A 17,298-nucleotide genomic window follows, 5' to 3' on the forward strand; every position below is an offset into this window, starting at 1 on the left:
TGGCCGACCGCACCCCCATACAGGCCTACCTTGCAGAAAGATCCCCCAGAAACCTGCCAAGTTCTTGACCCAAGACAAGTTACCCCCGACATTGATTCCGATAAAGCGGCCTCGTCGATGATGGTTACGTCAGCCGCTGCCGGTGGTGACGCCGGCGAGCGCGAATGGCCCGGAGGCGGTCTGCGCAACCGCACCAGACGGGTTCGTTCCGTCGCGACCGACGAAGACCTCGCTCAGTCCGACTTCACCGACACCAGGGCGTAGGTCCGTACCCGACCGTGGACCGAAGCGCGGCACATGGAAAGCAGCGGTTCGGACATCTCTTCTGCGACAACGACTTCCACCGGACCCGGGTCAGCAGCAAGCTCGACGTGATGAATCCCGCCGCCCTTGTGCTCGACCCTCAGGGGGGACAACGCGCCGATCCGATCCTCCCCCGACGCTTCCCGGGCGAAATGCTGCGCGGCTTGGACCACATGCGGCAGGCATGTGCGCCCGCGCAGGTACCGGTGGTCGAGCCGCCCGTCGAGATACAGCCGCACTAGTTCGGCCGAGTCGGTGGAATCGACCCGTCCGTAACACAGGCCTTCGGGCAGCACCAGCATCGTCGCCGCGAATCGGTCACCGCCCAAATGTGAGCATTCCCAAACGAATTCGGGATACTCAGCCGCGATGGCGGCCGCCGCGCTTCGGCCCCGCACCGCGCAGCACTGATCGTGCTTGCCATGCGCACACACCGCGACGAGCGGGCCGCTGGTCAATTCACCGTCGGAGCCATCTAAAGCGATGTCCAAATAGTCCCCAGCTTCATCGACCTCCCCGTGGTAGAGCGCCTCGCTGCCCTCATCACACCGCGCGATGAACCACCGCCAGCGCGGCGTCACCGGACGGCGCCCGGGGCGACGGATCGCGGTGACCCGCATGCCCGCAGCCTCGATGCGGCGGCAGACCTGACGCCCGAGTTCGCGGTCGATGATCGCCGGTGAGTCCAGGAAAGCCGACTGTCCCCACGCCCCACCGAGTTCGAGCATTGCCCACGCGTGCCCGGCCGACGCGGTTCCGTACAACGGGTCGTCCCGCGACAGCGACTGGTCGCTGCACGGAGTACGCCGCGGCGCGTTCATCCGTGCTCTGGCCCGGTCGAGAGCCCGTCTTCGGTCGGCACCAGCACGGCCTCGCGCAGCAGTCGGCGGATCAGCACTGTGGAGTCGGCGTGGTCGAGGCCGGGCAGGGTGTCGGCATCGGCAACCACTCCGCGATGAAGCGCTTCGATGGCGGGTGCGCAGTACCCGGGGAACGTGATGGTCCGGTCCGGTAGCCGCAGCACAACACGGTCGTCGACAATCTGCGGTGTCCCGATCAGTCCGTGACGCCATCGAACCGGTATCTCGCCGGCCCGTTCGGCGGCCGCCAGCGTGGCCAGCACCTGAACCGGGACGGGCCTGGTGGTCTGAGCGTGACGGTCCGACAACCGCGCGGCCGCCCCGAGACTCAGATCGGCGGCTCGATCCCGCACGGCGTCGACGACCTGGGCCATGATCTTGCTCGTCGTCGCCGCCATCTCGTCGCGGTTGGTGGCATCGATGCCCATCGGCAGCGGCCGTCTGAACTCGGCATCCGAGGCCAGCGTGTCGACGAACGCACGGACGACGTCCAGAGACGTCAATGCGGACACCCCGATGGTGAGGTGGATCGAGGTCGTCTCCAAGGAGCGCGCGGAGTGCACCCAACCGCGCGGCAGATACAGCGCGTCTCCGGCTTTCAGAACCGTATCGATGACCGGGTCATCCTCGATTCGCGCGGCGATGGCCTCCCGGTGCTGTGTCCACGGTTGCGAGGGCAACGGGTGCTGATGCACGGGCTCGTGCACCGTCCAGTGCTTCTCGCCCGACGCTTGGAGGATGAACACGTCGTGGACGTCGTAGTGCGGATCGAAGCCTTGGCTACCAGGCGGGGTCACATAGGCGTTGGCCTGCACCGGATGCCCCAGATCGTCGACCATGGCTCGCACGAAGTCGATCAGGGGCGGCCACAACCGATGCAATCCCTGCAAGACGATGGTCGCGCCGGCGGAGAACTCGGCCAGGACCTTGGCTGAATCCACTTGATCCGGCACTTCGGCGCCGAAGCCGGCCGGGCCGGCGTAGCAGTCCCGGGCCAGGATGTCGCCGGCCCTGGCCATCCGGATGAACGGTGTGCGCACACCACGCCGGGCGATCAGTTCATCCACCGCCGACGGCGACAGCAAATCGCTGAAGTCGCGCGGCAGCGCCTCAGCGCGGCTGAGTAGGGGCGTGCGGCCCCAATGCCGGGTTGCGAACAACCCAGCATCGGTGGCCGTACAGCGACTCAACATCTAGCGGCGGTCACGCGGTTCCGTCGGCCCCGCCATCGTGACCTTCGGGGTTGGAGCCGCCGTCGGCGGGACCTTCGCCCTTCGAGCCTTCGCTTGCCGTTCCGTCAGCCCCGCCGTCGTGACCTTCAGGGTTGGAGCCGCCGTCGGCCGTGCCTTCACCGCCGTCGCCACCAGCGGTGGTGATGTCGTCATCGTCGAGCGCCATGATGCTGCCTTTCTCTGGAATCACCGGACGGTCAGATTCCGTGCCGGTTGCTGCGTGTCTGCGATCACGCACCGCAGGAGTTTACGCGCGAGGCCTCGGCTAAACGCGGCAGCGACAAACGTTCTCGCGCGTACGCACGCGTGCACCGTCAGCCGTCCCGCTGTCCGAGGCCGCGCATCGGGCGGCCCTATCGCATCTGATACCAATTCGCTTTCTGCGCAATGATTTTCGGGTACTGCACAATAAATGATCCAGCCGGGAGATCGACACGGCCGTCATCCCGTTCCGCCAAATCCTGATCTCAGGTTCTCCGGTGCGATAACGAGACGATGAAAGGTGCGACTTTCGGCTGGTTGAGTCGTACGGTAGATGCGCTGCAGTGACCAGACTGAAGGAGGACCATGACGCCCCCACCCGCCGAAGCCTCGACCGCCGAGAAGCGCCACCACGTCGTCATCATCGGCAGCGGGTTCGGCGGCCTCAATGCGGCCAAGTCGCTCAAGCGAGCCAATGTGGACATCACCCTGATTTCGAAGACGACGACCCATCTGTTTCAACCGCTGCTGTACCAAGTGGCGACCGGCATCCTGTCCGAGGGCGACATCGCCCCGACCACCCGGCTGATCCTGCGCAGGCAGAAGAATGTGCGGGTGATCCTGGGTGAGGTCAGCGGGATCGACCTCGCATCCCAGACCGTCACCTCGAAGCTGATCAACATGGAGACGGTGACGCACTACGACAGCCTGATCGTCGCCGCCGGCGCCCAGCAGTCCTACTTCGGCAACGACCACTTCGCCACCTTCGCGCCCGGGATGAAGACCATCGACGACGCGCTGGAGCTGCGCGGCCGCATTCTCGGCGCGTTCGAGGCGGCCGAAGTCGCCACCGACCACGCCGAGCGCGAACGCCGGCTGACCTTCGTCGTGGTCGGGGCGGGGCCCACCGGCGTCGAACTCGCCGGCGAGATCGTTCAACTCGCCGAGCGCACGCTGGCCGGAGCGTTCCGAACCATCACACCCAGCGAGTGCCGGGTGATTCTGCTCGACGCCGCCCCCGCGGTCTTGCCGCCGATGGGCCCCAAGCTGGGCGCCAAGGCACAGCACAAGCTGGAGAAGATGGACGTCGAGGTCCAACTCAATGCAATGGTGACCGCGGTCGACTACAAGGGCATCACCGTCAAGGACAAGGACGGCACCGAACGCCGCATCGAATGCGCCTGCAAGGTGTGGGCGGCCGGGGTGCAGGCCAGTTCGCTCGGCAAGATGATCGCCGAGCAGTCTGACGGCACCGAAATCGACCGTGCCGGAAGGGTTGTCGTGGAGCCCGACCTCACCGTCAAGGGACACCCGAATGTCTTCGTCATCGGCGACCTGATGGCGGTGCCAGATGTCCCGGGAATGGCGCAGGGCGCGATCCAGGGTGCGAAGTACGCCACCGGCGTGATCAAGAACATGGTCAAAGGCAAGGACGACCCGACCGCGAGAGAGCCGTTCCAGTATTTCAACAAGGGCAGCATGGCGCTGATCTCCCACTACAGCGCCGTCGCGAAGGTCGGCAAGGTGGAGTTCGCCGGCTTAATCGCCTGGTTGGCGTGGCTGTTCCTGCACCTGTTGTATCTGGTGGGCCACCGAAACCGGATCTCCGCCGCCTTCTCCTGGGGGCTCGCCTTCCTCGGCCGCACCCGGGGCCAGATGGCGATCACCAGCCAGATGATCTACGCCCGGGTGGCGGTCAACTGGGTCAAGGAATACTCGGAAGAGGGCACGCTGGCCGCTGCGGAACGCGCGGAGGCGGCCGAACAGCGGGCGGCGGGCTAACTCAGGGCCTGGTCGATGTCGGCGATCAGATCGTCGGTGCCTTCCAGGCCTACCGAGATCCGGACCACGCCGTCACCGAGCCCGATAGCAGCGCGGCCTTCCGGCCCCATCGCGCGGTGCGTCGTCGTAGCCGGATGCGTGACAAGGGATTTCGTGTCGCCCAGGTTGTTGGAGATGTCGATTAGCCGTAGCTTGTCCAGCACCTCGAAGGCCCGCTCCTTGGCAGCACCTTCCGCCGCGTTCAACTCGAAGGTCACAACCGTTCCGCCGCCGGACATTTGGCGCTTGGCCAGGTCGTACTGCGGATGCGACGGCAGGAATGGGTAACGCACCCAGTTGACGGCGGGATGTCCTTCCAGGAACTCCGCGATGCGTTGCGCCGAAGCGTTGCTGTATTGGACCCGAATGGCAAGCGTCTCAAGCCCTTTGAGCATCACCCAGGAATTGAACGCGCTCATCGCGGGGCCAGTGTGCCGCATCAGCTTCTGCACCGGACCGTCGATGTACTCCTTGTCGCCGAGGATGGCGCCACCGAGCACCCGCCCCTGGCCGTCGATGTGCTTGGTGCCGGAGTACACCACCACGTCCACCCCGAGCGGGAAACCCTGCTGCAGCAGCGGCGTCGCGAAAACGTTGTCCAGCACCACTTTCGCGCCCGCCGCGTGCGCCAGGCCGGTGACCGCCGCAATGTCGACGAGAGACTGCATGGGATTGGACGGGGTTTCGAAGAACACCGCCTGGGTGGGCTTCGACAACGCCTCTTCCCACTGGGCGAGGTCGTCGCCGTCGACGAACACGGTCTCCACACCCCAGCGCGGCAGGATCTCGTTGCACACCACGAAACAGGATCCGAACAGACTGCGCGCCGCCACCAGGCGATCGCCGGCACCCAGCAGCGCCCCGAGGGAGACGAACACGGCGGCCATGCCGCTGGCCGTCGCGAACGCGGCCGGGGCGCCCTCGATGAGGCGCAGCCGTTCCTGGAACATGTTGACGGTGGGGTTGCCGTAGCGCGAGTAGACGTAGTGCTCCACCTCGCCGGTGAACGACTGCTCGGCGACCTCCGCGGAAGGATAGACGTAACCGGACGACAGGAACATCGCCTCGGACGTCTCTTCGAAACCCGATCGCGTCAATCCGCCGCGCACGCCGATGGTCGCCTGGCTCACGCCGTCCGGCAGGTCCTTCATCGCTGAGGCTAGCCCTGTTTCCAGGGCAGCCCGACCGCGCGCCAACCCGTCTCGCCCCGGTGCCCGTGGACGTCGAGCTGACCTTCGAAGCCGTCCAGCACGTTGTACGACGGCGTGAAGCCGGCCTCGGTCGCGACTTCGGCGGCTCCGATGGAGCGGTTTCCGGAGCGACACAGGAACACCACGGGGCGCTCGCCCTCACCGGCGGGGACCTTGTCCTTCAGTTCGTCAAGGAAGTTGTTGTTGTGCTGTCCGTTGGATTTGTTCCACTCGACGTAGACCACGTCGCGGCCCAGACTCGACAGGTCGGGAACCCCCACGAACCGCCACTCGGCGTCGGTGCGCACATCCACCAGCACAGCCTCAGGATTGTCGCTGAGCAATTTCCACGCCTGCAGCGGCGTGATGTCTCCTGCGTAACTCACCCGCGTGAGTCTCGCACATTCAGCCGGGTCGCGACCTCCCGGGCGCGGTCGCGAGCGGCGGTGACCTCCGGCGCGGTGGCCAGCGTCACACCCCACTTGTCCGGCACCGAGGCAGGCTGCTCGTCGGTCGTCGAACCGAACACCCGCAGATCGCTTTCGGGCACCGCAAGAGCGGAGGCCAGCACGTCCCCGCTGGGGGCCACCCCAGGCGCGGCCGGCCCGTGATCGACCAGCCGGGCGGCGCCCGGCGACACCATCATGGTGTCCACGGCAACTCCCAGGACAGCCCGCGCCTGCAGCTCGAAAATCGAAAGCCGCTGGCTACGCAGCGTTACCCAGGCGCTGTCACTCGGACCAGCGATCACTTCAGCGAAGTACACCTCGTCGCCGTTGATCATCAACTCGACACTGAACACACCGCGTCCGCCCAGCGATTTGACGATGCGTGCGGCAATCGACTTCGCCGCGTCCACGGCGGCGGTGGTCAGGTGCTGCGGCTGCCAGGACTCCAGCGCGCCGTTGTCGTCGCTGCCGTGACCGATCGGCGCGCAGAACTCGATGACGGGCCCCGACGGGCCCTCGGTGCGCACCACGATCAGCGTGACCAAAAACTCGACGTCGACCACGGTCTCGGCCCACACCCGGCCGCCCGCACCGGCCAGCTCCCAGGCTCGGGCAACTTCGTCCGCACCCCGGACGACCGACCGGCCAGACCCGTCGACCGCCTTGACCAGCAGAGGGAAACCGGCGTGGGCGGCGACCGCCTCGAGTTCGGCCAATGAATCGACGAACCAGAACGGCGCGGTGGGCAGGCCCAGCTCGTCGGCGGCGAGCTTGCGCAGACCCTCCCGGTCCGCCGTCAACCGCACGGCGCGCGCCCCGGGCACCAGTTCGGTGTCCTGGGCTTCGAGCTCCTCGAGGACCGTGACGGCCGCCGATGTGTCGAACGCCCCGGGAAGCGTCACCACGAAATCCGGTTGCAGCGCCGCCACGACCGCCGTGAGCTCCTCGGCGTCGGACAGCGTATCGGCATCCGCGGTGATCACCTCAGCCCCCAGCCGCTGCAGTGCCACCGCCAGCTCCTGGCCGGACTCATCGGAACCAAGCAACAGCACCCGTGGCCCGGCATCGGCCTCGGGTTCGGCTGGTTCCTCGACGGCCCACGTCGTCGTGCCCTCTTGTTGTTCGGTCACGCCGTCAGTCACGCACTCAACAATAGGTGCGGCCAGCAGAACACCGCGCCGGGACTCATTTCCCGAATTTGTATCTCGCTGAGCGAAAAAGATTAACTGTCTCGGGGGGAGAGGAGATGTGCATGTCGTTCGTGACCGCCCAGGGAAGCGCGCTGAATCTGGATTTCGGCGCGCTACCTCCTGAAATCAATTCGGCCAGAATCTATTCCGGGCCCGGGTCGGCCCCCTTGATGCAGGCGGCGGCGGCGTGGGAACGGCTTGCCGAGGAACTGAACGCGACGGCCGAATCCTACGCTTCGGTGCTCTCCGGCCTCACCAGTCAGGAATGGCTGGGTCCGTCCTCGCTGACGATGGCGGCAGCGGCCACCCCCTACGTGGCATGGATGCGTGGGACCGCCGCTCAGGCCGAACAGGCCGCCACCCAGGCCCTGGCCGCCGCGAACGCCTACGAGGCCGCCTACGCGGCCACCGTTCCCCCGGCAGCCATCGCGGCCAATCGCCATGTCACCCTCTCGCTGGTCCGAACCAACATCTTCGGGCAGAACACGCCGGCCATCGCGACCACCGAAGCGGACTACGGCGAGATGTGGGCCCAGGACATCGTGGCCATGGACGGCTACGCCGGCAGCTCGGAAGCCGCCTCCCAATTGCCGCCGTTCACGCTGCCACCCGCGACCACCACCGAGGGCGCGTTGGCCGAGGAGTTGGAAGGCATTGCACTGCCGCCGGCAGTAGGTTCCGCCGCCGCGGTGGCCCCGGCAGCGCCCGTGATCCCGCTGCCCAGCCCCTTCCAAGATCTTGACCTGCTGGTCCTTACCACCGCGGGCCTCGCGGGTGCCAGCCTGATCGTCGCGTTGGGGCAGTACACCGAGGAGGTCCGCAGCGACCAGGTCGAGGAGGAGGAGCTCGAACAGGGGAACGAGCTGCAGAAAGAAGGGCTCGGGGACGCGGTGCTCATTCCAGCCGAGGAGCCTTCCGTGGGTCTGGAGCGGTTCGCGGCCGGGCCTGTCGGGGCCGGAGCGACTGCGGTTTCGGGCTATTCCGCCAGCCTGAACGGCCTGTCGGTGCCGCAGAGCTGGTTCATGCCGCCGGCGGTGCGGCAGGTCACGGCGATGTTCCCCAACAGCACTCCGCTGTACACCGCCGAGGACGGCGGCTACGCCGGCATGGCGGCGGCCGGACTGGCCGGTACCAGCCTGGCCGGACTGGCGGCGCGCGCCGGGTCGTCGGCGACCCCGGCCGAGGCCGCACCGAAGGCCGGCGGGACCGCCGCCGCTACCAGGCCTGCCGCCAACACCCCCGCCATTCCCGCCGCGGCCACCGCCGCACACTTCCCCGGCCTGCCGCAGGGCCTGCCACCGGGGGTGGTGGCCAACCTGGCGGCGACGCTGGCGGCGATCCCGGGCGCGACCATCATCGTGGTGCCGCCGAACCCGAACCAGCAGTAATCAGGGCTGGCCGGGCAGCAGGCGAACCATCAGGCCGTTGCCCTCGGCCAGTAGCGCCTCCTCGGCGTCAACCAGCTCGGCCGACACGAACGCTTTGCGACCCTCGATCCGGGTGACCCGCCCGCGGATGGTCAGCGGTGCGTTGATCGGCGTGATCTTGCGGTAGTCGACATGCAGGAAGGCCGTTCGGCTGATCGGGCGTCCGGCGGCGTGGCTGACCATGCCGAAGGTGTGGTCGAACAGCAGCGGCAGCACTCCGCCGTGCACCGCCCAGTTACCTCCGACGTGAAACCGGGTGAAATGCCCCGTCATCTCGACGCCGTCGGCGGCGTAGCGGGTCAGCTTCCAGGGCGGCAGCAGCAGGCTGCCCATGCCGGGCAGGCCGGGGGTGCGGCCGGCCGGCGACTGGCCCGCGTCCGCCTCGAACGGCTCCAGTAGGTCCATGAGCGCCGCGGCACGCTCGGCCGCCTCGTCCCACACGTCGTCACCCGGGTCGGCGGACACCGCGAGGTCCTGCAGCCGGCGCATGGTCGCCACGAACTTCCCGAACCCGGGGCCCGGGCTGGCCGGGCCGTACTCGGGAAAGCCGCCGTGGTGTTCGTACTCGGGATCTTCGTCCCGGGGATCACCCTGCTGCCCGAGTGACGTGTAATGCGTCACGCGCGAGCCGCCAGGATATCGCGGCGCACGATGGTCTGGTCCCGCCCCGGGCCGACCCCGATGCACGAAACATGAGCTCCGGCAAGCTCTTCCAGCCGCAAAACGTAGTCGCGGGCCTTGGCGGGCAGGTCGTCGAATTCGCGCGCGGCGGAGATGTCTTCCCACCAGCCCGGCAGCTCCTCGTAGACCGGCGTGGCGCGGCACAGGTCGCTCTGGGTCATCGGCATCTCGGGCGTGCGCTTGCCGTCGACCTCGTAGCCGACGCAGACCGGCACCGTCTCCAGGCTGGACAGCACGTCGAGCTTGGTCAGGAAGTAGTCGGTGATGCCGTTGACGCGGGTGGCGTAGCGGGCGATGACGGCGTCGAACCAGCCGCAGCGGCGCCGCCGCCCGGTGGTGACCCCGAATTCGCCACCGGTCTTGGACAGGTACTCGCCGTTCTCGTCGAAAAGTTCCGTCGGGAACGGGCCGGAACCCACCCGGGTGGTGTAGGCCTTCAGGATGCCCAGCACGGTGCCGATCCGGGTCGGGCCGATGCCCGAGCCCACGGCCGCGCCACCCGCCGTCGGGTTCGACGACGTCACGTACGGGTAGGTGCCGTGGTCGACGTCGAGCAGGGTGCCCTGCGAACCTTCCAGCAGCACCGTCTCACCGGCGTCCAGGGCGTTGTTCAGCAGCAGCCGCGTGTCGGCGATGCGGTGGCGGAACCCCTCGGCCTGCTGCAGCACCGCCTCGAGGACCTGGTCGGGCTCGAGGGCCTTGCGGTTGTAGATCTTGACCAGGATCTGGTTCTTCAGTTCGAGGGCAGCCTCGATCTTGTGCTGCAGCTGGGCGTGGTCGAGCACGTCGGCGGCCCGGATCCCCATCCGCGCGATCTTGTCCTGGTAGCACGGCCCGATGCCGCGCCCGGTGGTGCCGATCTTCTTGCTGCCCATGTAGCGCTCGGTCACCTTGTCGATGGCCACGTGGTAGGGCATCAGCAGGTGCGCGTCGGCGGAGATCAACAGCTTCGAGGTGTCGACGCCGCGATCTTCCAGCCCCTTGAGCTCGTCGAGCAGCACTCCGGGATCGATCACGACACCGTTGCCGATGACGTTGGTGACGCCGGGCGTCAGCACCCCCGACGGGATCAGGTGCAGGGCGAAGTTCTCGCCGGTCGGCAGCACCACGGTGTGCCCGGCGTTGTTACCCCCCTGGTAGCGCACCACCCACTGCACTCGTCCGCCGAGCAGATCCGTTGCTTTACCTTTGCCCTCGTCACCCCACTGGGCGCCGATGAGGACGATTGCCGGCATGACGTGCTCCCAACTCGTCTGGCAGGTTGGGCCGCTTATTGTGGTCCAGCCGGTGACCTACCCTACCGAGCGGTTCCCGAGGAGTGTCATGAATACGGCGGAGAACGCGCCGGGTGTTGTCGTGTGGGTGTCTGACGACGCGCGCCTGCCTCCGGCATTGCGCGGCCTGCCCACCCTCGGCAACGACGAAATCGGGGCTTGCCGGCGGCTGGTGGTGGTGGGCTCCGATGCCGATCTTGCGACCGTGCTGACCCGGCTGTTGCGCGCCGACCGGCTCGACGTCGAGGTGGCGTACGCACCGCGCCGGCGCACCCGGGCCACCCGGATATACCGGTTGCCGACCGGACGACGCGCGGTCCGGCGAGCCCTGCGGGGTATCGCGGGCCGGGTGCCGCTGATCCGTGACGAGACCGGGACGGCGCTGGTGGGGCGGGCCCGCTGGCTGCCGGCCGAGGGGGCGGTCGCGATTCGGGGCGAGGCCGTAGTCGATGACACGGTGCTGTTCGACGGCGAGGTGGCTGAGGTGTGGGTCGAGCCGACGCCGGCGTTGCCGGGCCTACGGGCCGCCGTGCGCGGGCGTTTGCCGCGGTGGGTGAGCGGGCGCGCCGCGCAGTTGGGCACGACCGGTGCCGCGGTGCAGCGTGACGGCGTCCCGGCGCCGCGGCCGGTGCGCCGGTCGGCGTTCTACCGCCATGTCGAGGGCTGGCTGTTGGTTCGGTAGTTTCGACCGGGTGCGCCCCAGCCCGATCTTTCTTGGCCTGGTCGGAGTGACGGGCGCCGGAGCGGCGATGGCGTGGGCGGCCGGCTCGGTGGTACGTCCACTGGCCTACGCCGGAGTGTTCGTCTTCGTCATCGCGGGCTGGCTGGTGTCGCTGTGCCTGCACGAGTTCGGCCACGCCTACACCGCATGGCGGTTCGGCGACCACGACGCGGCGGTGCGCGGCTACCTGAACCTGGATCCGCGCCGCTACAGCCATTTGGGGCTGTCGCTGGTGCTGCCGATGGTGTTCATCGCGCTGGGCGGGATCGGCCTGCCCGGCGCGGCCGTCTATCTGCAGACCTCGTTCATGACGCCGGTGCGCCGCACCCTGGTGAGCCTGGCCGGGCCGGCGATGAACCTGGTACTGGCGGTGCTGCTGCTGACCGCAACTCGCGTTTTCTACGACCCCGCGCATGCGGTGCTGGCGGCCGGGATGGCCTTCCTCGGCTTCCTGCAGGTCACCGCGGTGGTGCTGAACCTGCTGCCGGTCCCCGGCCTGGACGGCTACGACGCGGTCGAGCCACACCTGAGCCCGCAGACGCAACGCGCGGTGGCACCGGCCAAGCAGTTCGGCCTGTTCATTCTGCTGGTCGTGCTGCTGGCGCCCGGATTGAACCGCTGGTTCTTCGAGGTCGTCTACTGGCTCTTCGAGCTGTCCGGGGTGCCGCCGCGGCTGTCGATGGCCGGCGGTGCATTGACCCGCTTCTGGAGTGCCCTCACCTGAGCGGGTGCCCGAGTCGCCCAGTGTCGCGGCGGGCGACCACCTGAGCCTTGCCATATATGCGTAATTACGCATATATTACGTAGTCATGGGCGCCGGACACAGTCACACCCCCGCTGAAGCGGACTCGTCGCGCATGATCCCGCGGATGATCGGTGCCGCGGGAATCCTCGCGACCTTCTTCGTCATCGAACTGACCACCGCGTTGCTGATCAACTCGATCGCGTTGCTGGCCGATGCGGGCCACATGCTCACCGACGTGGTCGCCGTGTTCATGGGACTGGTCGCGGTCATTCTCGCCCAGCGCGGCAGTTCCTCACCGGACCGCACCTACGGCTGGCACCGGGCCGAGGTGTTCACCGCCGTCGCCAACGCCGTGCTGCTGGTCGGGGTCGCGCTGTTCATCCTTTACGAGGCCGTCGAGCGGCTCGGCAGCAAGCCGTCGGTGCCCGGCGTGCCGATGATCGTGGTGGCCCTGGCCGGCGTGGCCGCCAACTTCGCGGTGGCGATGCTGCTGCGATCGCACTCCGAGGCGAGCCTGGCGGTCAAGGGCGCCTACATGGAGGTCGTCGCCGACACCGTCGGCAGCATCGGGGTGCTGATCGCCGGCGTCGTGACCGTCACGACGCACTGGCCCTACGCCGACGTGGTGGTCGCCGTCCTGGTCGCGCTGTGGGTGCTGCCCAGGGCGATCGCGCTGGCCCGCTCCGCCCTGCGCATCCTGTCCGAGTCCTCGCCCGCGCACATCGACGTCGACGAACTGCGTTCGGCGCTGGGCGACCTCGAGGGTGTGACCGACGTGCACGACCTGCACGTCTGGACCCTGTCCCCCGGCAAGGACATGGTGACCGCCCACCTCACCAGCACCGCCGACTCGGCGCAGGTGCTCAGTGACGCGCGGGCGCTGCTGTCAGCCCGAGGGCTCAACCACGCCACCGTCCAGATCGACTGCCCGGACGGCCACTGCGAGGAGACGTTCTAGAAGCCGAGCGCCGCGCGGGCCCCGGGGTCGCAGTCGTCGAGCAGATCGAGGCAGCGGTTGTATTCGTCGGTCTCCCCGATGGCGTCCGCGGCACGGGCCAGCGCCGCCACACACCGCAGGAATCCGCGGTTGGGCTCGTGCGCGTAGGGCACCGGGCCGAAACCCCGCCAGCCGTTGCGGCGCAGCTGGTCCAAGCCCCGGTGGTAACCGGTGCGGGCGTAGGCGTACGCCGTGATCGCCTTGTCCTCGGCCAGCGCCTCTTCGGCGAGAGCCGCCCAGGCCACTGACGCCGACGGATGGGCGGCGGCGACGATCCCCGGCTTCTCGTTTGCGCGCAGCTCGGCTTCCGCCTCGCTGTCGCCCGGAAGCAGAGTCGGATCAGGTCCCAGGAGGTCACCAGAGGGCGTCATGGCGCCCATTCTGCCAATGCGGCTCGGTTAAGCTGCACGCATGCCCAACGCACCCGAGCCTGACCGCGACGGCACCACATCCGGCGGCAAGACGGACGCTGAGCGCGACCCCGACGCCACCGAGGCGCAACCTCTGATCGCCGGCGACTCGGACAGCGAGACGCAGGCGATCGCCACCCGCAACCCGGACGAGGGTTCGGAGGGTGCGCACCCGGAGCCCGAGCGGCGCTTCACGGCGCCCGGGTTCGACGCGAAGGAAACCCAGGTGATCGCCACCTCGCAGGACGCGGCCACCGAGGCTTTCCACACCCGGCCGGCCGCGGGCACCCCGCCGACGCCACCCGCTCCCCCGCTGCCACCCAAAACCGCTGTCCCCCAATCCATTCCACCGCGCGGCGGGGCCAAGCCGGGGGCCAAGCAGCGCAACTGGGGCTGGGTGCTGGCGGTCGTTGTGATCGTCCTGGCCCTGGCGGCCATCGCCATCTTCGGCACCGTCCTGCTCACGCGCAGCAAGCACGCGAAGGCCTCGCAAGAGGACCAGGTGAAGCAGACCATCCAGAGCTTCGACATCGCCGTCCAACGCGGCGACCTGACCGCCCTGCGCACCATCACCTGCGGCACCACCCGCGACGGGTACGTGGAGTACGACGAAAAGGCCTGGTCAGAGACCTACCAGCGGGTTTCGGCGGCGAAGCAGTACCCGGTGATCGCCAGCATCGACCAGGTCGTCGTCAACGGCCAGCATGCGGAGGCCAACATCACCACGTTCATGGCCTATGACCCGCAGACCCGCTCCACCCGCAGCCTGGACCTGCAGTTCCGTGACGACCAGTGGAAGATCTGCCAGTCCAGCTGACAGACCTCAACTCCCGTCCCGCGCCGAACGTGTTCTGAGGGCGCGTTTTCCGCGAAAATTCCGCCCTGGGAACACGCTCGGCGCCTGAGATCAGCCGGCCAGGGACTTGCCGGCGCAGTGCAGGTCGTTGCAGGCCTCGATGACGCGCTCGGTCATGCCGGCTTCAGCCTTCTTGAGGTAGCTGCGCGGGTCGTAGACCTTCTTGTTGCCGACTTCGCCGTCGACCTTGAGCACGCCGTCGTAGTTGGAGAACATGTGCGCGACGATCGGGCGGGTGAAGGCGTACTGGGTGTCGGTGTCGACGTTCATCTTCACCACGCCGTAGCGCAGCGCCTCCTCGATCTCGGACTTCGCCGAGCCCGAGCCGCCGTGGAAGACGAAGTCGAACGGCTTGGCGTCATCGCCCAGGCCAAGCTTGGCCGCCGCCACCTTCTGGCCCTGGTCCAGGATGTCGGGGCGCAGCTTGACGTTGCCCGGCTTGTAGACGCCGTGCACGTTGCCGAACGTGGCGGCCAGCAGGTAGTGGCCGTGCTCGCCATGGCCCAGTGCCTCGATGGTCTTCTCGAAGTCCTCCGGAGTGGTGTAGAGCTTGTCGTTGATCTCGTTGGCGACGCCGTCTTCTTCGCCGCCGACGACGCCGATCTCGATTTCCAGGATGATCTTGGCGGCCGCGGCCTGCTTGAGCAGCTCCTGCGCGATCTCGAGGTTCTCGTCGATGGGAACCGCCGAGCCGTCCCACATGTGCGACTGGAACAGGGGGTTCTTGCCGGACGAGACTCGGTCTGAAGAGATCGCCAGCAAGGGACGGACGTAGGTGTCCAGCTTGTCCTTGGGGCAGTGGTCGGTGTGCAGCGCCACGTTGATCGGGTACTTGGCCGCGATGATGTGGGTGAATTCGGCCAGGGCCACCGCACCCGTCACCATCTCCTTGATCCCGAGTCCGGAGCCGAATTCCGCGCCGCCGGTCGAGAACTGGATGATGCCGTCACTGCCGGCGTCGGCGAAGCCCTTGATGGCTGCGTTGATGGTCTCCGAGGAGGTGCAGTTGATGGCCGGGAACGCGTACGCGTTCTCCTTGGCACGTCCCAACATCTCGGCGTAGATCTCGGGCGTTGCGATAGGCATGAAGGACTCCTTGTACGGAACGTGGTCTGCTCAGTATTGCAACGCCGGTATGTTGAAGCACCATGAGCACCACCGTGACCGCGTCCGGCAGCATCCTGGACCCGATGTTCTGGATCGGCCCGGAGGGTCTGTTCGCCTCCGCGGTGCTGCCGACCATCCTCGTCATCGTCTTCGTCGAGACGGGGTTGCTGTTCCCACTACTGCCCGGTGAATCGCTGCTGTTCACCGGTGGACTGCTGGCCGCCAAGGGGACGCTGGACATCTGGATCCTCGCGCCCGCGGTCGCGCTGGTCGCCATCCTGGGTGATCAGACCGGATACTTCATCGGGCGCCGCATCGGGCCGGCGCTGTTCAAGAAGGAAGACTCCCGTTTCTTCAAGAAGCACTACGTGACCGAGTCGCACGCGTTCTTCGAGAAGTACGGGTCGTGGGCGATCATCCTGGCCCGGTTCATGCCGTTCGTCCGCACCTTCACGCCGGTGATCGCCGGTGTCTCCTACATGCGCTACCCGGTGTATCTGGCGTTCGACATCGTCGGCGGCGTGCTGTGGGGCGGCGGCGTCACGGTGGCCGGTTACTTCCTGGGCACCGTGCCATTCGTCAACCAGAATCTGGAAAAGATCATTCTGGGCATCCTGTTCGTGTCGATGATCCCGGCGTTCATCGCCGCCTGGCGCGGCTACCGGTCCCGCCGCAACGCACCTGCACAGGAACCCGAAGATCTGCCGCTATCCGACTGACTTGACCATCGCGACGTTGTGGGCGGCCTCCATCAGCATCCAGCCCGACAGCTGCACCGACAGGTCCCGCTCGGGGATCGAAGAACTGTTCACCGCACCCCCGACGAACTGCGCCTGCTGACCGCCGGCGGTGGGTATCTCGGCGTCGCGGTCCCAGAAGGCGCCGAACACCGGTAGGCCGTCCACCGTCTGGCGGTAGTCCCACGCCGACTTCGCCGACGACAGCACGATGTCGCGGGCGGTGTCGCGGGCGGCTTTGTCTTCGGCGGAGTCACCGGGCAGGTCGGTGGCGACCAGGGCCAGGTAGCGGGCGGTGATGCCGGCGAACAGGCCGCCGTCACCGCCGCCGGCACTCTTCAGGACGCCGCGGGCCGCCATGTGTTCCTTGACTGCCGCAACAAGCCGGTGCACCCGTGGCCGGTGCCGGTCGTCATGGGTGCGCTTGGCGAGCTCTACTTCCAGCCCGAGCACCACGCCCTGGCAGTAGGTGTATTGGGCCCGCACCAACGACCCGCCCTTGATGCCGTCCAGCACCAGGTGCGTGTCGGGGTCGATCAGGGTTTCGTCGATCCAGTCGGCCATCTGCTGGGCGCGCCGCAGGTGCCCTTCGTAACGGGCCAGGAAGATGCCCGCCGGGCCGTTGCCCGGCGCGTTGAAGAACTGGTCCTGCTTGCGCCAGGGGATGCCGCCGCCGTCCTCGGGCACCCAGGCGTCGACGAACTGCTTGGCCAGTGTGTGCAGCGCGCGGCTGCGCTCGACGCCGACCAGGCGTGCGGCGCGTTCCAGTGCCAACGCCAGCCATGCCATGTCGTCGTAGTAGCTGTTGGTCCAGCGCAGGGTGTTGCGCAGCCGGTGCGAGCGGATCTGCCGGTTGATGCGGGTGCGGCGCTCGGGTTGCGGATCCCGCAACTCGGCGTCGATCAGGCAGTCCAACAGGTGGGCCTGCCACCAGTAGTGCCAGGTGCCGAACATGCGGTCCTTGCGGTCCGACGGCCAGGCGACCACACCCAGCTGGGTGCCGGGCAATCCCCAGAGCCGACGCAGGTTGCGTTGCGTGACGGCGGTCTCGGAGGTGGCGGCCCGGTTCGCCCATACCTGATCCATACCTGCCGATC

At 67.7% G+C, this 17,298-nt stretch carries 18 protein-coding genes; 7 read left to right on the forward strand and 11 right to left on the reverse strand.

Annotated elements, in window-relative coordinates:
- Positions 1 to 233: 233 nt before the first annotated feature.
- Genes AO501_RS25465 through AO501_RS25475 form a run of 3 tightly spaced genes read right to left on the reverse strand, consistent with a single transcriptional unit; the run spans position 234 to position 2,561 of the window.
- Complete coding sequence (locus tag AO501_RS25465) at positions 234 to 1,124, reverse strand: sucrase ferredoxin (RefSeq protein ID WP_055580362.1); 891 nt, start codon at positions 1,122 to 1,124, stop codon at positions 234 to 236.
- A complete protein-coding gene (locus AO501_RS25470; RefSeq protein WP_055580363.1) occupies positions 1,121 to 2,356 on the reverse strand; it encodes a cupin domain-containing protein in 1,236 nt (411 codons plus the stop codon). The genes AO501_RS25465 and AO501_RS25470 overlap by 4 nt, the downstream gene beginning before the upstream one ends.
- A gap of 10 nt (positions 2,357 to 2,366) precedes the next feature.
- Positions 2,367 to 2,561, reverse strand: a complete 195-nt coding sequence (locus AO501_RS25475; RefSeq protein ID WP_055580395.1) for a hypothetical protein — start codon at positions 2,559 to 2,561, stop codon at positions 2,367 to 2,369.
- A 401-nt stretch (positions 2,562 to 2,962) separates the two neighbouring features.
- Between AO501_RS25475 and AO501_RS25480 the strand changes: the two genes are divergently transcribed.
- Positions 2,963 to 4,378 carry an NAD(P)/FAD-dependent oxidoreductase gene (locus tag AO501_RS25480; protein WP_055580364.1) on the forward strand — a complete coding sequence of 472 codons (1,416 nt, stop codon included), beginning with the start codon at positions 2,963 to 2,965 and terminating at the stop codon, positions 4,376 to 4,378.
- On the opposite strand, the gene AO501_RS25485 is transcribed toward AO501_RS25480, so the two are convergent.
- Genes AO501_RS25485 through purT form a run of 3 tightly spaced genes read right to left on the reverse strand, consistent with a single transcriptional unit; the run spans position 4,375 to position 7,198 of the window.
- Positions 4,375 to 5,568, reverse strand: a complete 1,194-nt coding sequence (locus AO501_RS25485; RefSeq protein ID WP_055580365.1) for an O-succinylhomoserine sulfhydrylase — start codon at positions 5,566 to 5,568, stop codon at positions 4,375 to 4,377. The genes AO501_RS25480 and AO501_RS25485 overlap by 4 nt on opposite strands.
- An 8-nt stretch (positions 5,569 to 5,576) precedes the next feature.
- Positions 5,577 to 5,993: a rhodanese-like domain-containing protein gene (locus AO501_RS25490; RefSeq protein WP_055580366.1), complete on the reverse strand. Its 417-nt coding sequence runs from the start codon at positions 5,991 to 5,993 to the stop codon at positions 5,577 to 5,579.
- Positions 5,990 to 7,198 (reverse strand): formate-dependent phosphoribosylglycinamide formyltransferase, encoded by a 1,209-nt coding sequence (gene purT / locus AO501_RS25495; RefSeq protein ID WP_055580367.1) that lies wholly within the window; start codon positions 7,196 to 7,198, stop codon positions 5,990 to 5,992. The genes AO501_RS25490 and purT overlap by 4 nt, the downstream gene beginning before the upstream one ends.
- 146 nt (positions 7,199 to 7,344) lie before the next feature.
- Between purT and AO501_RS25500 the strand changes: the two genes are divergently transcribed.
- Positions 7,345 to 8,634 (forward strand): PPE family protein, encoded by a 1,290-nt coding sequence (locus AO501_RS25500; protein WP_156452783.1) that lies wholly within the window; start codon positions 7,345 to 7,347, stop codon positions 8,632 to 8,634.
- Here AO501_RS25500 and AO501_RS25505 read toward each other — a convergent pair whose 3' ends face one another.
- Together AO501_RS25505 and AO501_RS25510 are read right to left on the reverse strand one after the other, a co-directional pair.
- On the reverse strand, positions 8,635 to 9,294 hold the full coding sequence (locus tag AO501_RS25505; RefSeq protein WP_055580368.1) for a PaaI family thioesterase: 660 nt from the start codon (positions 9,292 to 9,294) through the stop codon (positions 8,635 to 8,637).
- Positions 9,291 to 10,589, reverse strand: coding sequence for an adenylosuccinate synthase (locus AO501_RS25510; protein WP_055580369.1), 1,299 nt, complete (start codon positions 10,587 to 10,589; stop codon positions 9,291 to 9,293). The genes AO501_RS25505 and AO501_RS25510 overlap by 4 nt, the downstream gene beginning before the upstream one ends.
- Positions 10,590 to 10,677: 88 nt before the next feature.
- Here AO501_RS25510 and AO501_RS25515 point away from each other — a divergent pair, with 88 nt between their 5' ends.
- From AO501_RS25515 to AO501_RS25525, 3 genes are all read left to right on the forward strand, one after another.
- Positions 10,678 to 11,310 carry a hypothetical protein gene (locus AO501_RS25515; RefSeq protein WP_055580370.1) on the forward strand — a complete coding sequence of 211 codons (633 nt, stop codon included), beginning with the start codon at positions 10,678 to 10,680 and terminating at the stop codon, positions 11,308 to 11,310.
- Positions 11,282 to 12,073 (forward strand): site-2 protease family protein, encoded by a 792-nt coding sequence (locus AO501_RS25520; protein WP_055580371.1) that lies wholly within the window; start codon positions 11,282 to 11,284, stop codon positions 12,071 to 12,073. Before AO501_RS25515 ends, AO501_RS25520 begins: the two co-directional genes overlap by 29 nt.
- A gap of 85 nt (positions 12,074 to 12,158) precedes the next feature.
- The gene (locus AO501_RS25525) at positions 12,159 to 13,052 is read left to right on the forward strand and encodes a cation diffusion facilitator family transporter (protein ID WP_055580372.1); all 894 of its coding nucleotides are present in this window, start codon (positions 12,159 to 12,161) and stop codon (positions 13,050 to 13,052) included.
- Here AO501_RS25525 and AO501_RS25530 read toward each other — a convergent pair.
- Entirely contained in the window at positions 13,049 to 13,462 is a 414-nt protein-coding gene (locus AO501_RS25530) for a DUF3151 domain-containing protein (RefSeq protein ID WP_055580397.1), read from the reverse strand. The two genes, AO501_RS25525 and AO501_RS25530, sit on opposite strands and share 4 nt — an antisense overlap.
- 40 nt (positions 13,463 to 13,502) lie before the next feature.
- Between AO501_RS25530 and AO501_RS25535 the strand changes: the two genes are divergently transcribed.
- Positions 13,503 to 14,318, forward strand: a complete 816-nt coding sequence (locus tag AO501_RS25535) for a hypothetical protein (RefSeq protein ID WP_055580373.1) — start codon at positions 13,503 to 13,505, stop codon at positions 14,316 to 14,318.
- 90 nt (positions 14,319 to 14,408) lie between these two features.
- Here AO501_RS25535 and fbaA read toward each other — a convergent pair whose 3' ends face one another.
- Positions 14,409 to 15,443, reverse strand: a complete 1,035-nt coding sequence (fbaA, locus tag AO501_RS25540) for a class II fructose-bisphosphate aldolase (protein ID WP_055580374.1) — start codon at positions 15,441 to 15,443, stop codon at positions 14,409 to 14,411.
- A 62-nt stretch (positions 15,444 to 15,505) separates the two neighbouring features.
- Between fbaA and AO501_RS25545 the strand changes: the two genes are divergently transcribed.
- A complete protein-coding gene (locus AO501_RS25545; protein WP_055580375.1) occupies positions 15,506 to 16,183 on the forward strand; it encodes a DedA family protein in 678 nt (225 codons plus the stop codon).
- Here the strand turns inward: AO501_RS25545 and AO501_RS25550 are convergent.
- A complete protein-coding gene (locus AO501_RS25550; protein WP_055580376.1) occupies positions 16,172 to 17,287 on the reverse strand; it encodes a glycoside hydrolase family 76 protein in 1,116 nt (371 codons plus the stop codon). The genes AO501_RS25545 and AO501_RS25550 overlap by 12 nt on opposite strands.
- Between the last annotated feature and the right edge of the window lie 11 nt (positions 17,288 to 17,298).

This window comes from Mycobacterium gordonae, from assembly GCF_001417955.2.
In the GTDB taxonomy this organism is placed as follows: Bacteria; Actinomycetota; Actinomycetes; order Mycobacteriales; family Mycobacteriaceae; genus Mycobacterium; species Mycobacterium gordonae_B.

Bases quoted from the DNA above. Each gene is read 5' to 3' on its own strand.
- AO501_RS25470 (WP_055580363.1), bottom strand. From the start codon at position 2,356: ATGTTGAGTCGCTGTACGGCCACCGATGCTGGGTTGTTCGCAACCCGG.
- AO501_RS25510 (WP_055580369.1), bottom strand. From the start codon at position 10,589: ATGCCGGCAATCGTCCTCATCGGCGCCCAGTGGGGTGACGAGGGCAAA.
- AO501_RS25485 (WP_055580365.1), bottom strand. From the start codon at position 5,568: ATGAAGGACCTGCCGGACGGCGTGAGCCAGGCGACCATCGGCGTGCGC.
- AO501_RS25480 (WP_055580364.1), top strand. From the start codon at position 2,963: ATGACGCCCCCACCCGCCGAAGCCTCGACCGCCGAGAAGCGCCACCAC.
- AO501_RS25530 (WP_055580397.1), bottom strand. From the start codon at position 13,462: ATGACGCCCTCTGGTGACCTCCTGGGACCTGATCCGACTCTGCTTCCG.
- AO501_RS25520 (WP_055580371.1), top strand. From the start codon at position 11,282: ATGTCGAGGGCTGGCTGTTGGTTCGGTAGTTTCGACCGGGTGCGCCCC.
- AO501_RS25535 (WP_055580373.1), top strand. From the start codon at position 13,503: ATGCCCAACGCACCCGAGCCTGACCGCGACGGCACCACATCCGGCGGC.
- AO501_RS25545 (WP_055580375.1), top strand. From the start codon at position 15,506: ATGAGCACCACCGTGACCGCGTCCGGCAGCATCCTGGACCCGATGTTC.
- fbaA (WP_055580374.1), bottom strand. From the start codon at position 15,443: ATGCCTATCGCAACGCCCGAGATCTACGCCGAGATGTTGGGACGTGCC.
- AO501_RS25475 (WP_055580395.1), bottom strand. From the start codon at position 2,561: ATGGCGCTCGACGATGACGACATCACCACCGCTGGTGGCGACGGCGGT.
- AO501_RS25550 (WP_055580376.1), bottom strand. From the start codon at position 17,287: ATGGATCAGGTATGGGCGAACCGGGCCGCCACCTCCGAGACCGCCGTC.
- AO501_RS25525 (WP_055580372.1), top strand. From the start codon at position 12,159: ATGGGCGCCGGACACAGTCACACCCCCGCTGAAGCGGACTCGTCGCGC.
- AO501_RS25465 (WP_055580362.1), bottom strand. From the start codon at position 1,124: ATGAACGCGCCGCGGCGTACTCCGTGCAGCGACCAGTCGCTGTCGCGG.
- AO501_RS25515 (WP_055580370.1), top strand. From the start codon at position 10,678: ATGAATACGGCGGAGAACGCGCCGGGTGTTGTCGTGTGGGTGTCTGAC.